Here is a 17,219-nt window from a genome sequence, read left to right on the forward strand (position 1 = left end):
CGGTCGGCTCGGCGGTCAGCCGATCGACGGCGTGCTGGCCGAGGTCCGGTCGTCGCGGACATAGACCAGCAGGTCACCTGTCTCGATCTTGACGCTGTCCGGGTCGGCGAGCGACACCACTCGGCCGCGCCGGATCAGCGCGATCACCAGGTTGGCCAGTTCCCGCGGTGAGGTGCCCACCTCGTCGCGGTTCGCCGAACGCATCGCCAGCGCCATCCCCTGTCCTGGGGTGAGCAGATCCTCGACCACGTCGATCAGCGGCGGCGCCGACGTGGACAGGCCGAGCAGCCGGCCCGCGGTGGCGGACGAGACGATGACATGGTGCGCGCCGCTCTGCCGTAGCAGCGGCGCGTTCTCCGCTTCGCGGGCGGCGGCGATGATCCGTACCTTCCCTGCGGTCAACTGCCGGACGGTCAGCGTGACCAGGACCGAGGCATCGTCGCTGTCGGTCGCGATGATCACCGCCTTGGCGTGCTTGACGTGCGCCTCGTTGAGCACCGACGAGCGGGTGGCCGATCCTTCGATGGCCACCAGCCCGGCGGAGGTCGCCTGCCGCAGAGCGATCCCGCTGCTCTCCACGACGACGATGTGCTGCTTGTCGAAGCCGTTCTCCAGCAGCGCGGAGACGGCGCTACGGCCCTTGGTGCCGTAGCCGCAGATGATCACGTGGTCCTTCACGTTCTTTCTCCACCGGGTCAGTCGAAGGTTCGTCCGGTACTGCTCGGTGAGCACCTCCAGGGTGGTGCCGACCAGGATGATCAGGAAGACCACTCGGGCGGGCGTGATGATCAGGACGTTGACCAGCCGGGCCGCCTCGGTGACCGGAGCGATGTCGCCGTACCCGGTGGTGGAGAGGCTGACCACCGCGTAGTAGAAGCTGTCGAGCAGCGAGACGCCGTCGCCGTTGGCGTCCCGGTAGCCGTCGCGGTCGGCGTACACCACGGCCACCACGCCGAGCACCAGTCCGACCGCCGCCATCAGCCGCAGACTCAGTGCCCGCAGCGGCCCCTGCCGTACGGCGGGAAAGTGGATCACCGCCGGCCCGCCTCCGCCTTCATGTCCCCGTACACGCCCACAACATAGCTGTTCCGTACCGCCTGATCTTGATCGCCTGGACAACACCTTGTGCCAGGTGCGTCCGGGACGGAAGCGGTCGTATCCCGCTGCCTCAAATCTTGCTTAGAGACATTGCATCGGGACGCAGTGTTGTCGATGCTCACCCAGCAGCCATCCATCCGCCAGCTTCCGGAGCAGTCTGTGCACCCACCACGACCGAACGCCATTCCCATGATCGCCCCGGGGACGGTGTTACGACTCAGCAAGGACGACTGGCGGTACGGCGGACACAATCTCATACTCCAGGTGCAGCAGATGCGACCCGATCTGTCGGTCTATTACGACAATCGGTGGGTGTGGATCGTCGGACGTTCCCTCGGAACGGATGGCGGCGGGCTCGGCCGAGTGGTCGCCCTGGTCCGGGTCGCCGCGCTGCCCGGTGCGACCCGAGCCGACGCCACCGACGTCGGCTGATCACGGGCCGTCCGGGCGGCTGATCACGGGCCGTCCGGGCGGCCGGGGACCAGACGGCAGGGAGGGCCGAACAGCCGAGACGGCCGGGCGATGTGACCGGTCCGGCCGACTCGTCTGTTCACACACTGGTCGACAAACAATCAGGCCACCTAAGGATCGACTCTAGCTGATACCACGAGACTGTGGACCCGCTTGTGACCCGCCGGTAACAAGCGCGCCGACACCACCCACGGACCGTCCACCGGAGGTATCGCGATGTCCCGACGCCTGACCACCCTGCTCACCGCCGCACTGCTCGGCCTCACCGCCGCCCTCGGCTCGGCCGGCCCAGCCGCCGCCGTGCCCGCTGACAAGCCCGCAGTGCTGTCCGGCTGGACCCAGACCAGCGCGAGCAGCTACAGCGTCTGGAACTCGGCCCGGCTCAACCAGGGAGCCTGGGCCGCCTACCAGTTCGACTGGTCGACCGACTACTGCTCGTCCAGCCCGGACAACCCGCTCGGCTTCGACTTCCGGCTCTCCTGCCACCGGCACGACTTCGGCTACCGCAACTACAAGGCGATCGGCCAGTTCTCCGCCAACAAGGCACGGGTGGACAGCGCCTTCTACGAGGACCTCAAGCGGGCGTGCGCCCGCTACAGCAGCTTCGTCCGGCCGGCATGCCTGAGCCTGGCCTGGACGTACTACCAGGCGGTGCGCATCTTCGGCGCGCCGGTCGTGACCGCCGCCGACCTGGAGCGGGCCCGGCAACTGCGGGCCGCCGGACCACGGCTGGCCGGCACCGATTGACCGGCACCGCCCCGCACCGCGCCGCACCGGCCGGCCCGCCCTCTCCCAGTGCCGGGCCGGCCGCCGGTCACCACGGCCGGGCCGGCCGCCGGTCACCACGGCCGCCGAGCGGGTCGGCGTCACCGACCGCGCCAGCGGACTCGTCGGCGAGCCACCGGGCGACGGTCGTCAGGTCCGGATGCTCAACGGCGAGCGCCAACGCCGCCGCCTCGACCAGACTCATCCGGCTACCCTGCGCGTACCCGGCGTCGAACGCCCTGTCGCCGATCGCCGACCGTACCTTGGCCTGCTCCTGCGCCCAGTAGCCGCCGAACATGCCGGCCGTGCTGCGCAGCGCCGAGCGGGTCGCCTGAGCGGCACCGAACAGGCGGGCAGCGGTCGACGGGTCACCGCCCAGCGCGCACCGGACCGCCATCGCGTTCAGCGTGTCGCAGGCCCGCCGGTGGAACCCGTACCGCATCCGGGAGCGCAGCGCCACCACCAGATGGTCGTGCGCGGCGACCAGGTCCCGGCGGCCCAACGCCACCAGCCCGAGCAGCATGTCCACGGTCCGCCGGCCGCGCTCCGCCGGCCGGGCGGCCTCCGCCGGCCGGGCGGTAGCCAGCACCTCGGCTGCCTCGTCCAACGCCCCTCGCCGGCAGAGCAGCTCGGCCAGGCTGTACACGGCGAACAGCGCGTCGCCGACCGCGCCGTTCGCCGCCGCCCAGTCGATCACCCGCCGGCACACCTGCTCGGCCTCGACGAACTGCCCGAGATCGATGAGCGAGGCGCCCCGACCGGCCAGCACCCGGGCCAGCAGGCCCGCGTCGCCGGCCTGCCGGGCGGCGGCCTCCGCCCGGTGCGAAAACCGCATCTCCTCGCCGAACTCGCCGTCCGCGCCCGCGTGCTGCGAATGCATGTGGTACGCGGCCGCCAACTCCGCCTCGGGAATCGCCTCGCCGGTCTCGGCGATCCGCCCGTACAGCCGGAACAGCCACAGCCGGCCTTCCCGGGCCAGGCCGCGTTCGCGCCACCACTGGTCGAGCCCGCTGGCGAGCTGCAGGCCACGCCGGGCACTGCCACCTGTGGTGCTCCACCGAAGCGCGGCCCGCAGCTCGTCGGCCAACGGATCGAGGGTGTACAGCGAAAGGGTGACCGGCTTGCCGTCCGGGCCCAGGTAGGCACGCTGCAACGCGTGCAGGGCCCAGGCCACGTGCCGGTCCCGGGCAGCCTGCTCCTCACCCGCTTCGACCAGCCGCCGTGCCGCGTACGCCCGGATCGGGTCGAGCATCCGGTAGCTGGTGCCGCCGGCCGCCGGCTCGGCCTGGATCATCGACTTGTCGACCAGCACCGCCAACGGCCCCAGCGGATCATCCTCGAGCAGCCACTCCACGGTGCCCAGATCGATCGGTCCGGCAAAGACCGACATCCAGCGCAGCAGGCGGGCCGCCCGGGGGGCCAGCGTCCGGTAGGACCAGGTGACCGTCGCCTGTAGTGTGCCGTGCCGCCGCCCGGCAGGGCGCTGCGCGCCGACCGGCTCCTCCTGCCCCGCGTCCAGCACCCCCAGGACATCGTCGAGGCGGTCCACGAGCTGCCCGACGGAGAGCACCCGAAGCCGGGCGGCGGCGAGCTCGATCGCCAGCGGCAACCCGTCCAGCCGAGCCGCCACCCGATGCAGCTGGGCGGTCTCGGTCGGACCCGGCGGGTGACCGCCCCGGGCCGCCGCCGTGCGGTCGAGCAACAGCGCCACGGCGTCGCTGGGGCCGCCGGCCGGCCCCGGTTCGGCCGACATCGGCGGTATCCGCCACACCACCTCGCCGGGCACCCCCAGCGGCTCCCTGCTGGTCGTCAACACCCGGACCTGCCGGCCACCGCCGAGCAGCCGGGCGATCACCTCGGCACACGCCGCCGGCTGGGCGTCGCAGGTGTCGAGCACCAGCAGCAGCCGGCGGGCGGCCGCATACTCGACGACGGTGTCCAGGATCGGCCGGCCCGGCTCCGGCCGCAGGCCGAACACCGCGGCGACGGCGAACGCGACCAGGCCGGGATCGGTCACCGTCGCAACATCGACGAACCACACCCCGTCCGGGTGGCCGGCCCTGGCCGGGTCCACGGCCGGTGGTTGCGCGGCGTCACCGCTGGCGTCGACCGCGACCTCGATCGCCAGCCGGGTCTTGCCGGCACCGCCGGCACCCACCACGGTGACCAGCCGGTGTTCGGCGACCAGCTGGCGCAGCTCCTGGCGTTCGATCCGGCGACCGACAAAGGAGCTGATCTGATTGGGCAGATTGTGGCTGGCCGAGTCGGCCGTACGCGGTCTGGGGAACTGGCGCTCCAGCCCGGCGGCGATCAACTGGAACAGCCGCTCCCGGTCGTCGAACCCGCGCAGCCGGTGCAGGCCGAGATCGAGCAGCGAGACGCCGACCGGCAACGGATCGGCGGCCTGGGCGGTCGCAGCGGAACAGAGGACCTGGCCACCGTGCGCCGCCGCCGCGATCCGCGCCGCGCGGTGCACCTCCGGGCTGGCGTACTCACCCCCGACCGGCTCGGCGTGCCCGGTGTGCAGCCCCATCCGCACCCGGGGTGCGACATCCGGGGTCGGCCACTCGTGCGCGGCCAGCGCCCGCTGCGCACGCCGGCAGGCGTCCAGTGCGGCGGACGCGTCGGCGAACGCCACAAAGAACGAATCCCCTTCGGTGAACAACTCCGTGCCGTCGCTGGCCGACAAGGTGCGCCGTACCAACCGACGGTGTTCGCTGAGCACCGGGCGGTAGTCGCGGCCGAGCAGTCGGGCCAGCCTCGTCGATCCTTCGATGTCGGTAAACATGAAGGTGACCAGTCCGCTCGGCAGTGCGATCGGTGCCGACACCCGTGGAACCTCCGCCCCGCTGGGAAGTCGCGTTCATGCTGCCGCAGTCCGGCAACCCAGCTCATCGCGAACCGGTCACCGCTGTGGGTCAACTAGCATCCGCACCCGCCACCGCAGCAGCCGCCACCGCCGCCGGCCGGGGCTGGCGGCATGACCGGCACTCCACCGGAGGTCCCGGCACCACGGCCGGTGATCGCGACGGTGGACAGCAGTTTGACCGAGTCGGAATGTCCCTGCGGGCAGGACGCCGGATCGCCAGCCTGAGTCATCGGACGGTTGACCTCGAAGGTGTCGCCACACGCGCGACAGCGGAACTCGTACCGGGGCATGTGGATAGGGTACGGCGGGAACTGACGCTTCCGGCCGGATGGGTGATACTCGACGGCATGGTCGAGGACGGGTCGGGCACGCCACCACCACATCGGTTGCGTCCGGCGGTGCCGACGGCTGCCCGGCCACCGCGGCAGGAAAGCATCCCGGGCCCGGACCCGGTACGGTCGACCGACGCCGCGTCGACCGGCGATATCGGACCAGGCAGCGACACCGGACCGACCAGCGAGCCCCGACCACCCGGCGATACCGGACCCACCGCAGGGGGCGGCGACGACACCCGGCCGACCGCCGACAGCGGCACCCAGCCGACCGGGGCCTGCGCAGACGAGCAGGCGCGACCGGCGACCGATCTGCCCGGGCCGGCACCGGCACCGGCACCGGCCACCACGCTTGCCGTGGTCGGCCGGCACCGGCGAGAGGACGCGCCGTTCGGCACCCGGATCGGCTGGCTGCACCCGGCGCGGCTGCGACCGGTCCGGCGTGGCCTCCGCCGGGCGGCCCGAGCGGCCGGCGCGTGGAGTCGCCGGCCGGCCGGGCGGCTGGCCCTGCCCGGGCTGCTCCTGCTCGCTCTGATCGCTGGCAGCGGTGCCGCCGGTGCGGTGCTGGTCCCAGCGGCCGCCGGCGACCGGCAACCGGCCGCCTCGCCCACGGCGCTCGGCACCACCGCCGTACCGCAGTTGCCCGAGACCACGGACCCCGACCTGCTCGAGCCACCGGCGGTTCCCCCGCTCGACGGCGGGCTGAACCCGGGTGCCCCGACCCGGCCGGCCACGGTCCTCGCCGCCTGGGCGACCCGCACAGCCAGCCGGGTCGACATTCCGGTAGTGGCGATGGAGGCGTACGGCTACGCCGAGTTGGTGCTGGCCACCACCACGCCGGACTGCCGCCTGTCGTGGACCACGCTGGCCGCGATCGGCATGATCGAGTCGACCCACGGCCGGGCGAACGGGTCACGGTTGGACGCCGACGGCCGCGCCGTACCGCCGATCACCGGGCTGCCGTTGGACGGTGCCGGCGGACGTCAGCGGATCACCGACACCGACAACGGCGAGCTGGACAACGACCCGGTGTACGACCGTGCGGTCGGCCCGATGCAGTTCATCCCGACCACCTGGGCGGAATTCGCGGTGGACGCGGACAACGACGGTGTCATCGATCCGCAGGATATCGATGACGCCAGCCTCGCCGCTGCTAACTACTTGTGCCGGAACGGGCGCGATCTGTCCACACCTTCTGATTGGTGGAGTGCGATCCTGTCGTACAACAACGTGCAGCCGTACGCCCAGGCAGTCTTCGACACCGCCAACGACTACGGCGTACGTAGCCGTACTTAGTGCAATCAGATAGCCACAATTTCCGGCCCGGCCACTTTCGCAACCGGCGACTTGGCGGCAAGCTAGACGCGTGAAGGTACGCGAGTGGGACCCCCGAACCGCGTCGTCCGCCGAGATCTCATCTCTGCTGGACTGTCTCAACCGGGTATTCGAGGCTGACCTGCCAGGCGATCCGTACTGGCGGCCAGACTCCCTGCGGGAGTACCTGACCGAAACGATGCCCGGGGTCCGACGGATCTGCTGGCTGGCCGAGGAGGCCGCCGGCGACGGCCGGCCAGGGCCGGTCAACGGGCACGTCAACGTGCTGCTCCTCGGCGACATCGGGGTGCTCGAGATCCTGGTCCGGCCCGACGCCCGGCGCACCGGCCTGGGCCGGGAGCTGCTGGCGCTCGCCGTACGCCGCGCCTACCACGAGGGGTTCAGCTCGGTCGGCGTCGAGGTCATCGGGGGCACCTGCGCCGTCGATTTCTACGATTCATTGGGGTTCGCCCGCCAGTTCCGGGAAATCCGCAGCGTGCTCCGGTTGCCGGCGGTCGACTGGACCGCGATCGAGAAGACGGCGCAGGACCCGGTCCCCGGGTACCAGATCGAGTTCCATCCGGGCGGGCCGCCGGATGCTCTGGTCGATGCGTACGCCCGGACCAAGGCCGAGCAGAGCATACCGGAGGACGGCGACCTGGATCTGCGGCCCAGCTCCTACGACCCGGACCGGCTCCGGGACAGCCTCGACTGCCTGCGTCGCCGCGGCATGACGCCGTACATCGTGCTGGCCCGGCACCTGGCCAGTGGTGCGGTGGCCGGGCTGACCGAGGTGGTGGTGCCAGCACAGCACCCGACCCGGGCCGACCAGTACGACACCATCGTCGCCCAGGCCCACCTGGGGCACGGCATCGACCGGGCGATCAAGGCCCGGATGCTGCTGGAGCTGCGTACCGTCGAGCCGAGGCTGGCCGAGGTGCAGACCTGGAACGCCGAGGGCGACGAGGATCTGATCGCAATCAATGCCGAGCTCGGCTACCAGCCCGACCGGGACTGGTGGGACTACGGAGCCGACATCCCGACCCTGATGCACCGGCTCGGCGTGCGCAGCTGAACGACCCGGGTCGGCGGCTGGCTCCGGCAGCCCCGGTCAGAGGGTGTTCGCGACCTCCGTCGCCCAGTAGGTAAGGATGATCTGCGCGCCGGCCCGCCGGATCGACGTCAACGTTTCCAGGATCACCCGGTCCCGGTCGATCCAGCCGTTCGCGGCAGCCGCCTCGACCATCGCGTACTCGCCGGAGACCTGGTAGGCGGCGACCGGAACGTGCACCCGCTGGCGGACCGCCGCGATCACGTCCAGGTACGGCAGCGCCGGCTTGACCATCACCAGGTCGGCACCTTCGGCGACGTCCAGCTCGACCTCGCGCAGCGACTCCCGAAGATTCGCCGGATCCTGCTGGTAGGTCCGCCGGTCACCGACCAGTGCCGACTCCACCGCGTCGCGGAACGGCCCGTAGAACGCCGAGGCGTACTTCGCCGCGTACGCGAGCAGTGCGGTGTCGGTGTACCCGGCCGCGTCCAACGCCCGGCGCACCACCCCGACCTGGCCGTCCATCATCCCGGACGGGCCGAGCATGTCCGCGCCAGCTTCGGCCTGCGCGATCGCCAGCTGCGCGTACGCGGCGAGCGTCGCGTCGTTGTCCACCGTCCCATCGGCGGCGAGCAGGCCACAGTGCCCATGCGAGGTGAACTCGTCGAGGCAGAGGTCGCTCATCACCACGGTAGCGTCACCGACCTCGGCGACCACGTCCCGGATGGCGACGTTCAGCACCCCGGCCGGGTCGACACCGGCGGAACCGGTCGCGTCCCGGCGCTGCGGCACGCCGAACAGCATGATCCCGCCGACCCCGGCCGCCGCCGCCTCGGCGGCGGCCTTGCGCAACGAGTCCCGGCTGTGCTGGACCACACCGGGCAGCGACGGGATCGGTCGCGGCCCGGTGAGCCCTTCCTTGACGAACATCGGCAGCACCAGCTCGGCCGGGGACAGCCGGGTCTCCTCGACCAGCCGCCGCACCGCGGCGGTGCGGCGCAGCCGGCGTGGCCGGCTCTGCGGATACGTCATCGCCCATCGTCTCCTGGCTCAGGCGTTCGCCGGCTCGGTGGCCGCCGGCTCAGCGGTCAGCCGGCGGCCACCGGCTCAGCGGAACCGCAGCGCCGTCGGACCCTGCACCTTGGAGCCGCGCCGCTGCTTGGCCGGCATCGCCACCAGCTTCTCCCGCAGCTCGACCGCGTAGCCGGCCAGCGCCTCGACCAGCTCCGGCACCGACGCGTGCGCCGGCTGCACGTCCACCCGCAGGCCGAACTCGGTGGCGGTCTCGGCGGTCTTCGGGCCGATCACCGCGACCACCGTCCGGGCGTGCGGCTTGCCGGCGATGCCGACCAGGTTGCGAACGGTGGACGAGGAGGTGAACAGCACCGCATCGAATCCGCCGGACTTGATCGCGTCGCGGATCTCGGCCGGCGGCGGCGCGGCCCGCACCGTTCGGTACGCGGTGACGTCGTCGACCTCCCAGCCACGCTCGGTCAGCCCGGCGGCGAGGGTCTCGGTGGCGATGTCCGCCCGGGGCAGCAGCACCCGGCCGACCGGGTCGAGGATCTCGTCGTGCGGCGAGAACTCGGCCAGCAGCCCTTCGGAGGACTGCTCACCGGCCGGCACGAGCTCAGGCTGGATTCCGAAGGCGCGGACCGCGTCAGCGGTCGCCTCCCCGATGCAGGCGATCTTGACCCCGCCGAAGTGCCGGGCGTCCAGCCCATGCTCGGCGAACTTCTCCCACACCGCCCGTACGGCGTTGACCGAGGTGAAGACGATCCAGGCGTACCGGCCGTCGACCAGGCCCTTGACCGCCCGCTCCATCTGCGCCGGGGTACGCGGCGGCTCGACCGCGATGGTCGGCACCTCGCACGGGATGGCGCCGTAGGCGCGCAGCTGGGCGCTCATCACGCCGGCCTGCTCCTTGGTCCGCGGCACGAGCACCTTCCAGCCGTACAGTGGCCGGTTCTCCCACCAGCTCAGCTTGTCCCGCTCGGCGACCCCGGCACCGAGGGTGAGCACCACCCGGCCGGTGAAGCCGAGCGCGGCGGCGACGAAACTGTCCACCGTCGAGGTGGTGGTGTACTGGGTCTCGCCGGTCCCGTCCCCGGTCACCGCGACCGAGGTGGCACCGTCGACGCCGGCGGCGAGCAGTCCGTCGCGGACTGCGGCGAGCTCCCCTGCGTCCACCGCCAGGGCGAGCGAGCCCCGGCCGACCGCCGCGGCGAGCGCCTCGAAGTCGAGGCCGGCGGTGTCGTCGACATCGGCCACCGTACGGATGCCGGGCAGCGGCACCCCGGCGTAGCCGGCCACCCCTTCGGCCTGGCTGACCCCGGGCACCACCTCGAACGGCACCGCGGTACGCGCGACGGCCTGTACCTCGGTCACCACCGCATGGTGACCGAACGGGTCGCCGCAGACCAGCCGGACCGCCGCCTGCCCGGACCGGGCAGCGGAGATCAGCACCTTGGCCACGTCGCCTGGCGCGCCCTCGGCCGGGCTGAGCTGGGTGTCCGCCTTGGCGCTGGCGCGGACCGCAGCGAGCAGGGTCTCCGGGACACCCCGGTCGTAGACGACCTGGTCCGCCTCGACCAGGGCGTCGTGCGCCCGGCGGGTCAGCAGGCCCGGGTCGCCGGGGCCGGCGCCCACGAACGCGATGTGGCCGGCGAGCTTACGGGTGCGAGTCATTTATGCTCCCCATGTTCTGGGTCGTCGCGCCGGACGGATTGGGCGCTGAAGGTCGCTGGGGGCACCGCGCCGTCGCCATCCGCGGCCCTGGACGGACCGCCGGGCGTGGCCCCCGGAAGGATCGTGTCGGCTCCGGCGTCGAGCAGCTCGGCGGCGAGTGCCGCGCCGATCTCGACGGCGGTGGCCGGGGGACCGGTGCGCGACAGTCTGATCTCCCGGAGTCCGTCCGGGCTGATCACCGCCCCGCGCAGGTAGATCTCGTCGCCGTCATCCCCCTCGGCGACTTCCGCGTACGCCGCGACCGGTGCGCTGCAGCCGGCCTCCAGCGTCGCGAGCAACGACCGTTCCGCGGCGACCGCGGCTCGGGTCGGTGCATGGTCGAGCATGCCGAGCAGCTCGACCAGGTCGGTGTCGTCGGCCCGGCATTCGACGGCCAGGGCGCCCTGGGCGGGCGCCGGCAGCATCAGCATCGGGTCGAGAGTCTCGGTGATCTCGGCGGTCCGGCCGAGCCGGGCCAGGCCGGCCCGGGCCAGCACGATCGCGTCGAGATCGGGCTGCGGGCCGCGCACCCGGCCGATCCGGGTGTCCACGTTGCCCCGGATCGGGGTGACCACGAGCTGACGCCCGAGGGCGTTCAGCTGGGCGATCCGGCGCAGTGCCCCGGTGCCGACGGTGGCCCCCGGCGCGAGTTCGGCGAGCATCCGGCCGTCCCGGCTGATCAACGCGTCGCGCGGATCCTCCCGGGGCGGCACCGCCGCGACCAGCAGCTCCGCCTGACCGGCGGTGGGCAGGTCCTTGTACGAGTGGACCGCGAAGTCGATCTCCTTGGCCAGCAGCGCGTCGCGTAGCGCGGAAACGAACACGCCGACGCCGAGCGCGGCGACCGGCGCGGTGGACCGGTCCCCGGCGGTGACGATCTCCACCAGTTCGACGTCGCGGCCGGTGGCGGCGCGCAGTGCGGCGGCGACCCGACCGGACTGGGCGGTGGCCAGGGCGCTGCCCCGGGTGCCCAGGCGCAACACACTCATCGGTCGGCCTCCAGGTCCGGCACGTCGCCGGCGGCGGAGGTGCCCGGCACCTCCAGGTCGAACAGTTGGCGCAGCAGCGCGGCGTACTGGTCACCACCGGGCTCGGCGGCGAGCTGACGCACCCGTACGGTCGGCGAGTGCAGCAGCCGCTGGACCACCCGGTGCACGGTGTGCGCGACCTCGGCGCGCTGGTCGTCGGTGAGGTCCGGCCGACGCTGCGCGAGTCGGCGCAGCTCGGCGCCGACCACGTCGTCGGCCCGGCCGCGTAGCGCGGCCACGGTGGGTGCCACGTCCGCGCCGCGCATCCAGCTGAGGAAGGACTCCACCTCGGTGTCGACGATCCGGGTGACGGCCGCCGTGTCGGTCGCGGCGGGCGCGTCGGTGAGTGCGCCGGCCAGGCCGTCGATGTCGATCACCGCGACGCCGGGCAGCGCCGCGGCGGCCGGCTCCACGTCCCGGGGCACTGCGAGGTCGAGCAGGACCAGCGGGCCGGTCCGGTCGGCCGGGCGGGCAGCCAGGACCCCGGTGACGGCGTCGCGAGTGAGTACCGGCTCGGCCGAGGCGGTGGCGCTGATCACCAGGTCGACCTGGCTGAGCGCGGCCGGCAACTGGTCGTACGGCACCGCAGTGGCACCGTAAGCACCGGCCAGCCGGACCGCCCGGTCGTCCCGGCGGTTGACCACCCGGATCGACTCGACTCCCAGCCGGGCCAGGGTGGCGACCGCCAGGGCGCCCATTGCGCCCGCGCCGAGAACCAGCACCGGCCGGCCGGGCAGCCCACCGGGCAGCAGGTCGCCGCCGACCCGCAGGGCCGCGCTGACCACGCTCTGCCCGGCCCGGTCGATCCCGGTCTCGGCGTGTGCCCGCTTGCCGACCCGCAGCGCCTGCTGCATGAGCTCGTGCAGCAGCCGGCCGGTGGCGTCGGCCTCGTTGGCGACGTGGTAGGCGTCGCGCAACTGGCCGAGGATCTGCGCCTCGCCGACCACCATCGAGTCGAGCCCGGCCGCCACCCGGAACGCGTGTTCGACGGCGGCCTGGCCGTAGTGCACGTACAGGTGGTCGGCCAGTTCGCCGGGGGCGCTGCCGACCCGCTCGCCCAGCACGCCGCAGATGTCGGCGAGACCGCCGTGGAAGCCGGTGACCGCCGCGTACACCTCCACCCGGTTACAGGTGGAGAGCACGACGGCGGCGTCGACGTACGGCTGGGCGAGCAGCCGGCGCAGCGTCTCGGGCACGTCGGTGGGGGCGACGGCCAACCGCTCCAGGGTGGCGACCGGCGTGGTCCGGTAGGACGCGCCGACGACGAGAAGGTTCATGAGCCGACCGCCTCCGCCGGGCCGGACGCGTCGAAGCTGGCACCGGACGCGTCGAAGCTGGCCGCTGCGGCGTCGAAGGATGCCGCGGCGGCGGGCCCGCCGCCCAGGCCACCCGGCAGCGCCGTCAGCCCCGGCACGCCGTGGTCGTGACCGGAGGCCGACTTGCGGTGCTCGTGGAAGGAGAGGATCTGCAACTCGATCGCCAGGTCGACCTTACGCACGTCTACTCCGGCGGGCACCACCAGTACGCACGGTGCGAAGTTGAGGATGCTGGTGACTCCGGCGGCCACCAACTGGTCGGCGACCTGCTGCGCGGCGGCGGCCGGGGTGGCGATCACCCCGATGGCGATCGACTCCTCGGCGGCCACCGCCGGCAGGTCGTCGATGTGCCGGACCACCAGTCCGTTGATCTGTTCACCGACCCGGTCGGTGTCGGCGTCGAAGAGCGCGGCGATGCGGAACCCCCGGCTGGCGAAGCCGGCGTAGCCGGCCAGCGCGTGGCCGAGGTTGCCGACCCCGACGAGCGCGACGGCCCGCCGATGGGTGAGCCCGAGCACGTACTCGATCTGCTCGATCAGCAACGCGATGTCGTAGCCGACGCCACGGGTACCGTACGAGCCGAGTTGAGACAGGTCCTTGCGCAGCTTGGCGGAGTTGACCCCGGCCGCGCTGGCCAGCCCTTCGCTGGAAACGGTCTCGTGACCGGCGTCGGCGAGAGTGTGCAGGGCACGGAGATACTCCGGGAGTCGCGCGACCGTCGCCTCAGGGAGGTCCGGCAGCGCCGGAACGGCGTCGACCCGGCCGGACGCGCCTGGCTGGCGGTGCTGACTCATGTGTCTCCGTGCGATGCGATCATTGACCCGCCGGCCCGGCCGGTCAGTCCGGTGCCCCTGTGGCAACCGCCGCCACCTGTTGTGCTATCGGGGCTCGTCAGGATTACAGCGTAGGCGCTTGTGAACGCGTGCACAAATCGCGATCTTGATCGACGGTGATAGACGAACCGCTGGATCCACGCTACCCGCCACACCGGTTCCATCCGGCGACAGCAGCACCATTATTACCAATTTCCGGCTTTTTGCCGCGCGCCGCTCCGACCGGGGGGACAACCCCACCGCGATCGGCGGGCCGGCAGGAGTGACCAGCCCGCCACCTCGCACCTAGCGTCACTGCCATGACCGCAGTCGGCATTCCGCCCGCCCTCGCACCGGCCAGCCGGCCGACGACGTTGCGCCGGCTGGCCAGCGACTCCCTCTACGTACTCACCAGCCTGCCGCTCGCGCTGGCGAACTTCGTCGTCGGCGTCGTCGGTTTCGCGCTCGGCGTCGGTCTGGTGGTCACCGTCGTCGGCCTGCCGGTGCTAAGCGGCACGCTGGCCACCGTCCGCGGGTTCGCCCAACTCGAACGGCACCGGATGGCGGGGGTCCTGGCCACCGCCCAGGTGCAGCCGCGATACGTGACGCCGGGACCGGACGCGGGCACCTGGCGACGGGTCCTGGCCCCGATCACCGACCCCCAGTCCTGGCTTGACCTGACTTTCGGCGTGCTGCGCCTGCCGGTGGCCCTGATCGCCGTGCCGGTCACCGTCACCTGGTGGGCCGGGGCACTGGCCGGCTCGCTCTACTGGACGTACGACTGGTTGCTGCCCGCCGACCCGGACGACGGCCTGGCGCCGCTGCTCGGCCTCGGCGACGCACCGGGCACCCGGGTCGCGTTGTACACCGCCATCGGACTGTTCTTCCTGGTCACCCTGCCGATCGTGGTACGCGGTTGTGCGTTGCTGCAGGCCGGCTTCGCCCGCGGTCTGCTCACCGGGGTGGCCCAGATGCGCGACCGGATCACCGACCTGGAGGAGCAGCGGCAGGCCGCGGTCAGCGCGGAGGCCACCGCGCTGCGCCGGCTGGAACGCGACATCCACGACGGGCCGCAGCAGCGACTCGTCCGGCTCGCCATGGACCTGGGGCGGGCCCGCGAGCAGTTGGCAGCTGACCCGGACGCCGCCCGGCGTACCCTGGACGAGGCGCTGGACCAGACCCGGGAGACACTGGCCGAGCTACGTGCCCTGTCCCGTGGCATCGCACCGCCGATCCTGGTCGACCGAGGGCTGCCCAGCGCGCTCGCCGCCCTGGCCGGACGCGGCGTGATACCGGTAGACCTGTCGGTCGACCCCCGGCTCGGCACGGCCGCGACGCGACCCGACCCGGCGGTGGAGAGCAGCGCCTACTTCGTGGTGGCCGAGGCGCTGACCAACGTCGCCAAGCACAGCGGGGCGGCCGCCTGCAGTGTCGGGGTACACCGCCACGACGGCGGGTTGACGATCGTGGTGGCCGACGACGGGACCGGCGGTGCCCACCTCGCCAAGGGGCACGGACTGGTCGGACTCGCCGACCGGGTACGGGCGCACGGCGGCACTCTCGCGGTGCACAGCCCGCCGGGCGGGCCTACCGAGATCCGCGCCGAGCTGCCCGGCTGAACCGCGATGGTAGACATGGCACCCATGCGAGTGGTGATCGCCGACGACGCCGTACTGCTGCGAGAGGGCCTGGTCCGGCTGCTGAGCGAGCACGGCCACCGAGTGGCGGCCGCGGTCGGCGACGGCCCGGCCCTGGTCGAGGCGGTCACCGAACACCGTCCGGACGTCTCGATCGTCGACGTACGCATGCCGCCGACGCACACCGACGAAGGGCTACGGGCGGCGGTGCGGATCCGCGAACTGGTCCCGGGGGCGCCGGTGCTGGTGCTGTCCCAGTACGTCGAGGTGTCGTACGCCGACGATCTGCTCGCCGACCGCGCCGGCGCCGTCGGCTACCTGCTCAAGGACCGGGTCGCCGCGATCGCCGAATTCCTCGACGCCCTCGCCCGGGTGGCCGCCGGCGGCACGGTGCTCGACCCGGAGGTGGTCGGTCAGCTGCTGGTCCGGCGCCGCCGCGACGACCCGCTGCGCCAGCTCACCCCGCGGGAACGGGAGGTGCTCGGGCTGATGGCCGAGGGGCGGTCGAACACCGCCATCGCCCGGCTGCTGGTGGTCACCGACGGGGCCGTCGAGAAGCACATCCACAACATCTTCAACAAACTCCAGCTGGCGCCGGACACCGAACAGCACCGGCGGGTGCTCGCCGCACTGACCTACCTACGAGGCTGACCGGATCAGTGATCGGCCGCCAGCCGTACCGCCTCGGTGAGGGACTCCGCGACCGGCACGCCACGGGCCCGGAGCCGGTCCGGGTCGGTAAAGCCGCCGGTGTACAGGATGCAACCTGCACCGACCGCCTCGGCGGCGTCCGCATCGTCGATCGAGTCGCCGATCAGTACGGTCCGGGCCGGGTCCACACCCAGCGCGGTCAGGTGCCGGTCGAGGTGACCGGCCTTGCGGTCGCCGCCGACCGCTGTCCGCAGCCCGTCGATGCGGCGAAAGGTCCGGGTCAGGCCGTACGTGTCGACCAACGGGACCAGCTCGTCGTGGAACCACATCGAGAGCAGCGACTGGCTGCCCGACCAGCTGAGCAGCGCCCGTTCGGCGTCCTCGGCGAGTCCGCAGGTGGTCAGACCGGCCCGGTACGCGGCGTGGAAGATCTGGTCCAGCCGGCCGAACTCCTCGGCGTCGACCGCCCGGCCGAGAACGTCTGCGTAGTAGTCCGCGACCGGCCGACGGAAGGCCACCCGGTGCTGCTCGGGGGTGAGCACCGGGCCGTCGACGGTGGCGATCGCGTGGTTGGTCGAGGTGACGACCAGCGCCAGGTCGTTGAGCAGGGTGCCGTTCCAGTCCCAGACCAGATGGGTGTCAAGCGGGGCCACGGCGGCACGATACCGGCCATTGGCGTCACCGGACCAGCAGGTCAGCCGACCGATCGGCCGCAGGCCACTCGACCGGTCACCCGGTCAGCCGACCGGTCGGCGCAGATCGTCGAGCAGCCGCTGCTCCTCGACCCGCCAGTACCCGTGTTCCCGGCCGTCGAGCAGCACCACCGGGAGCCGTTCGCCGTAGTCGCGCTCCAGCTCGATGTCAGCGGTGACGTCCTGCTCAACCCATTCGTCGCCGGTCTGCCCCGCCACCCGGGCGATCGCCGCACGGGCGTCGTCGCAGAGGTGGCAGCCGGGGCGGGTGATCAAGGTGATTCTGGGCTGGCGGCGCGACACGCCGGGGAGCTTACCGCTTCCCGACAAGCAAAGCGTCGGGTAACCGACAGCGGACAGCCAGTGCGACATGGGCACGCCGCCCTGCGGAAATACTTCGTCGTTGTGTAACGGACTCCACACGCGTGGGTGACGTTGGCCCTATCATCGCCTTGG

General features: G+C 72.3%; 15 protein-coding genes and 1 pseudogene. 6 read left to right on the forward strand and 10 right to left on the reverse strand.

The features are described from left to right. Positions 1–15: 15 nt before the first annotated feature. The gene (locus tag ACFHWS_RS15805) at positions 16–1,035 is read right to left on the reverse strand and encodes a potassium channel family protein (RefSeq protein WP_416556240.1); all 1,020 of its coding nucleotides are present in this window, start codon (positions 1,033–1,035) and stop codon (positions 16–18) included. Positions 1,036–1,371: 336 nt separating this feature from the next. Here ACFHWS_RS15805 and ACFHWS_RS15810 point away from each other — a divergent pair, with 336 nt between their 5' ends. Both ACFHWS_RS15810 and ACFHWS_RS15815 read left to right on the forward strand, forming a co-directional pair. Further along, positions 1,372–1,530 (forward strand): hypothetical protein, encoded by a 159-nt coding sequence (locus ACFHWS_RS15810; RefSeq protein WP_416556241.1) that lies wholly within the window; start codon positions 1,372–1,374, stop codon positions 1,528–1,530. Between the two features lie 255 nt (positions 1,531–1,785). Then, positions 1,786–2,316, forward strand: coding sequence for a phospholipase (locus ACFHWS_RS15815; RefSeq protein WP_416556242.1), 531 nt, complete (start codon positions 1,786–1,788; stop codon positions 2,314–2,316). Between the two features lie 67 nt (positions 2,317–2,383). Here the strand turns inward: ACFHWS_RS15815 and ACFHWS_RS15820 are convergent, their stop codons facing one another. Further along, a complete protein-coding gene (locus ACFHWS_RS15820; protein WP_416556243.1) occupies positions 2,384–5,164 on the reverse strand; it encodes an ATP-binding protein in 2,781 nt (926 codons plus the stop codon). Positions 5,165–5,256: 92 nt separating this feature from the next. Next, a complete protein-coding gene (locus tag ACFHWS_RS15825; RefSeq protein ID WP_416556244.1) occupies positions 5,257–5,493 on the reverse strand; it encodes an FmdB family zinc ribbon protein in 237 nt (78 codons plus the stop codon). Between the two features lie 57 nt (positions 5,494–5,550). Here ACFHWS_RS15825 and ACFHWS_RS15830 point away from each other — a divergent pair, with 57 nt between their 5' ends. After that, positions 5,551–6,831, forward strand: coding sequence for a lytic transglycosylase domain-containing protein (locus tag ACFHWS_RS15830; RefSeq protein WP_416556245.1), 1,281 nt, complete (start codon positions 5,551–5,553; stop codon positions 6,829–6,831). Positions 6,832–6,901: 70 nt separating this feature from the next. After that, positions 6,902–7,924: a GNAT family N-acetyltransferase gene (locus tag ACFHWS_RS15835; RefSeq protein WP_416556246.1), complete on the forward strand. Its 1,023-nt coding sequence runs from the start codon at positions 6,902–6,904 to the stop codon at positions 7,922–7,924. A gap of 36 nt (positions 7,925–7,960) precedes the next feature. On the opposite strand, the gene hemB is transcribed toward ACFHWS_RS15835, so the two are convergent. The 5 genes and pseudogenes from hemB to ACFHWS_RS15860 form a co-directional block, all read right to left on the reverse strand. Further along, complete coding sequence (gene hemB / locus ACFHWS_RS15840; RefSeq protein ID WP_416556247.1) at positions 7,961–8,932, reverse strand: porphobilinogen synthase; 972 nt, start codon at positions 8,930–8,932, stop codon at positions 7,961–7,963. 75 nt (positions 8,933–9,007) lie between these two features. Beyond that, positions 9,008–10,588, reverse strand: coding sequence for a uroporphyrinogen-III synthase (locus ACFHWS_RS15845; RefSeq protein ID WP_416556248.1), 1,581 nt, complete (start codon positions 10,586–10,588; stop codon positions 9,008–9,010). A 92-nt stretch (positions 10,589–10,680) separates the two neighbouring features. Next, positions 10,681–11,616, reverse strand: a pseudogene (gene hemC / locus ACFHWS_RS15850) (hydroxymethylbilane synthase); the annotation flags it as partial. Next, positions 11,613–12,932, reverse strand: a complete 1,320-nt coding sequence (locus ACFHWS_RS15855; RefSeq protein ID WP_416568437.1) for a glutamyl-tRNA reductase — start codon at positions 12,930–12,932, stop codon at positions 11,613–11,615. The gene ACFHWS_RS15855 and the pseudogene hemC, both read right to left, overlap by 4 nt. After that, positions 12,929–13,765, reverse strand: coding sequence for a redox-sensing transcriptional repressor Rex (locus tag ACFHWS_RS15860; protein ID WP_416556250.1), 837 nt, complete (start codon positions 13,763–13,765; stop codon positions 12,929–12,931). Before ACFHWS_RS15860 ends, ACFHWS_RS15855 begins: the two co-directional genes overlap by 4 nt. Positions 13,766–14,103: 338 nt before the next feature. Between ACFHWS_RS15860 and ACFHWS_RS15865 the strand changes: the two genes are divergently transcribed. Both ACFHWS_RS15865 and ACFHWS_RS15870 read left to right on the forward strand, forming a co-directional pair. Beyond that, positions 14,104–15,402 (forward strand): sensor histidine kinase, encoded by a 1,299-nt coding sequence (locus ACFHWS_RS15865; RefSeq protein WP_416556251.1) that lies wholly within the window; start codon positions 14,104–14,106, stop codon positions 15,400–15,402. A 24-nt stretch (positions 15,403–15,426) separates the two neighbouring features. Beyond that, complete coding sequence (locus ACFHWS_RS15870) at positions 15,427–16,071, forward strand: response regulator (protein ID WP_416556286.1); 645 nt, start codon at positions 15,427–15,429, stop codon at positions 16,069–16,071. Between the two features lie 5 nt (positions 16,072–16,076). On the opposite strand, the gene ACFHWS_RS15875 is transcribed toward ACFHWS_RS15870, so the two are convergent. Both ACFHWS_RS15875 and ACFHWS_RS15880 read right to left on the reverse strand, forming a co-directional pair. Further along, positions 16,077–16,724 (reverse strand): HAD family hydrolase, encoded by a 648-nt coding sequence (locus ACFHWS_RS15875; RefSeq protein WP_416556252.1) that lies wholly within the window; start codon positions 16,722–16,724, stop codon positions 16,077–16,079. Between the two features lie 84 nt (positions 16,725–16,808). Beyond that, on the reverse strand, positions 16,809–17,066 hold the full coding sequence (locus ACFHWS_RS15880; protein ID WP_416556253.1) for a glutaredoxin family protein: 258 nt from the start codon (positions 17,064–17,066) through the stop codon (positions 16,809–16,811). Positions 17,067–17,219: the final 153 nt, after the last annotated feature.

The organism is Micromonospora sp. LOL_013 (assembly GCF_048060315.1).
In the GTDB taxonomy this organism is placed as follows: Bacteria; Actinomycetota; Actinomycetes; order Mycobacteriales; family Micromonosporaceae; genus Micromonospora_E.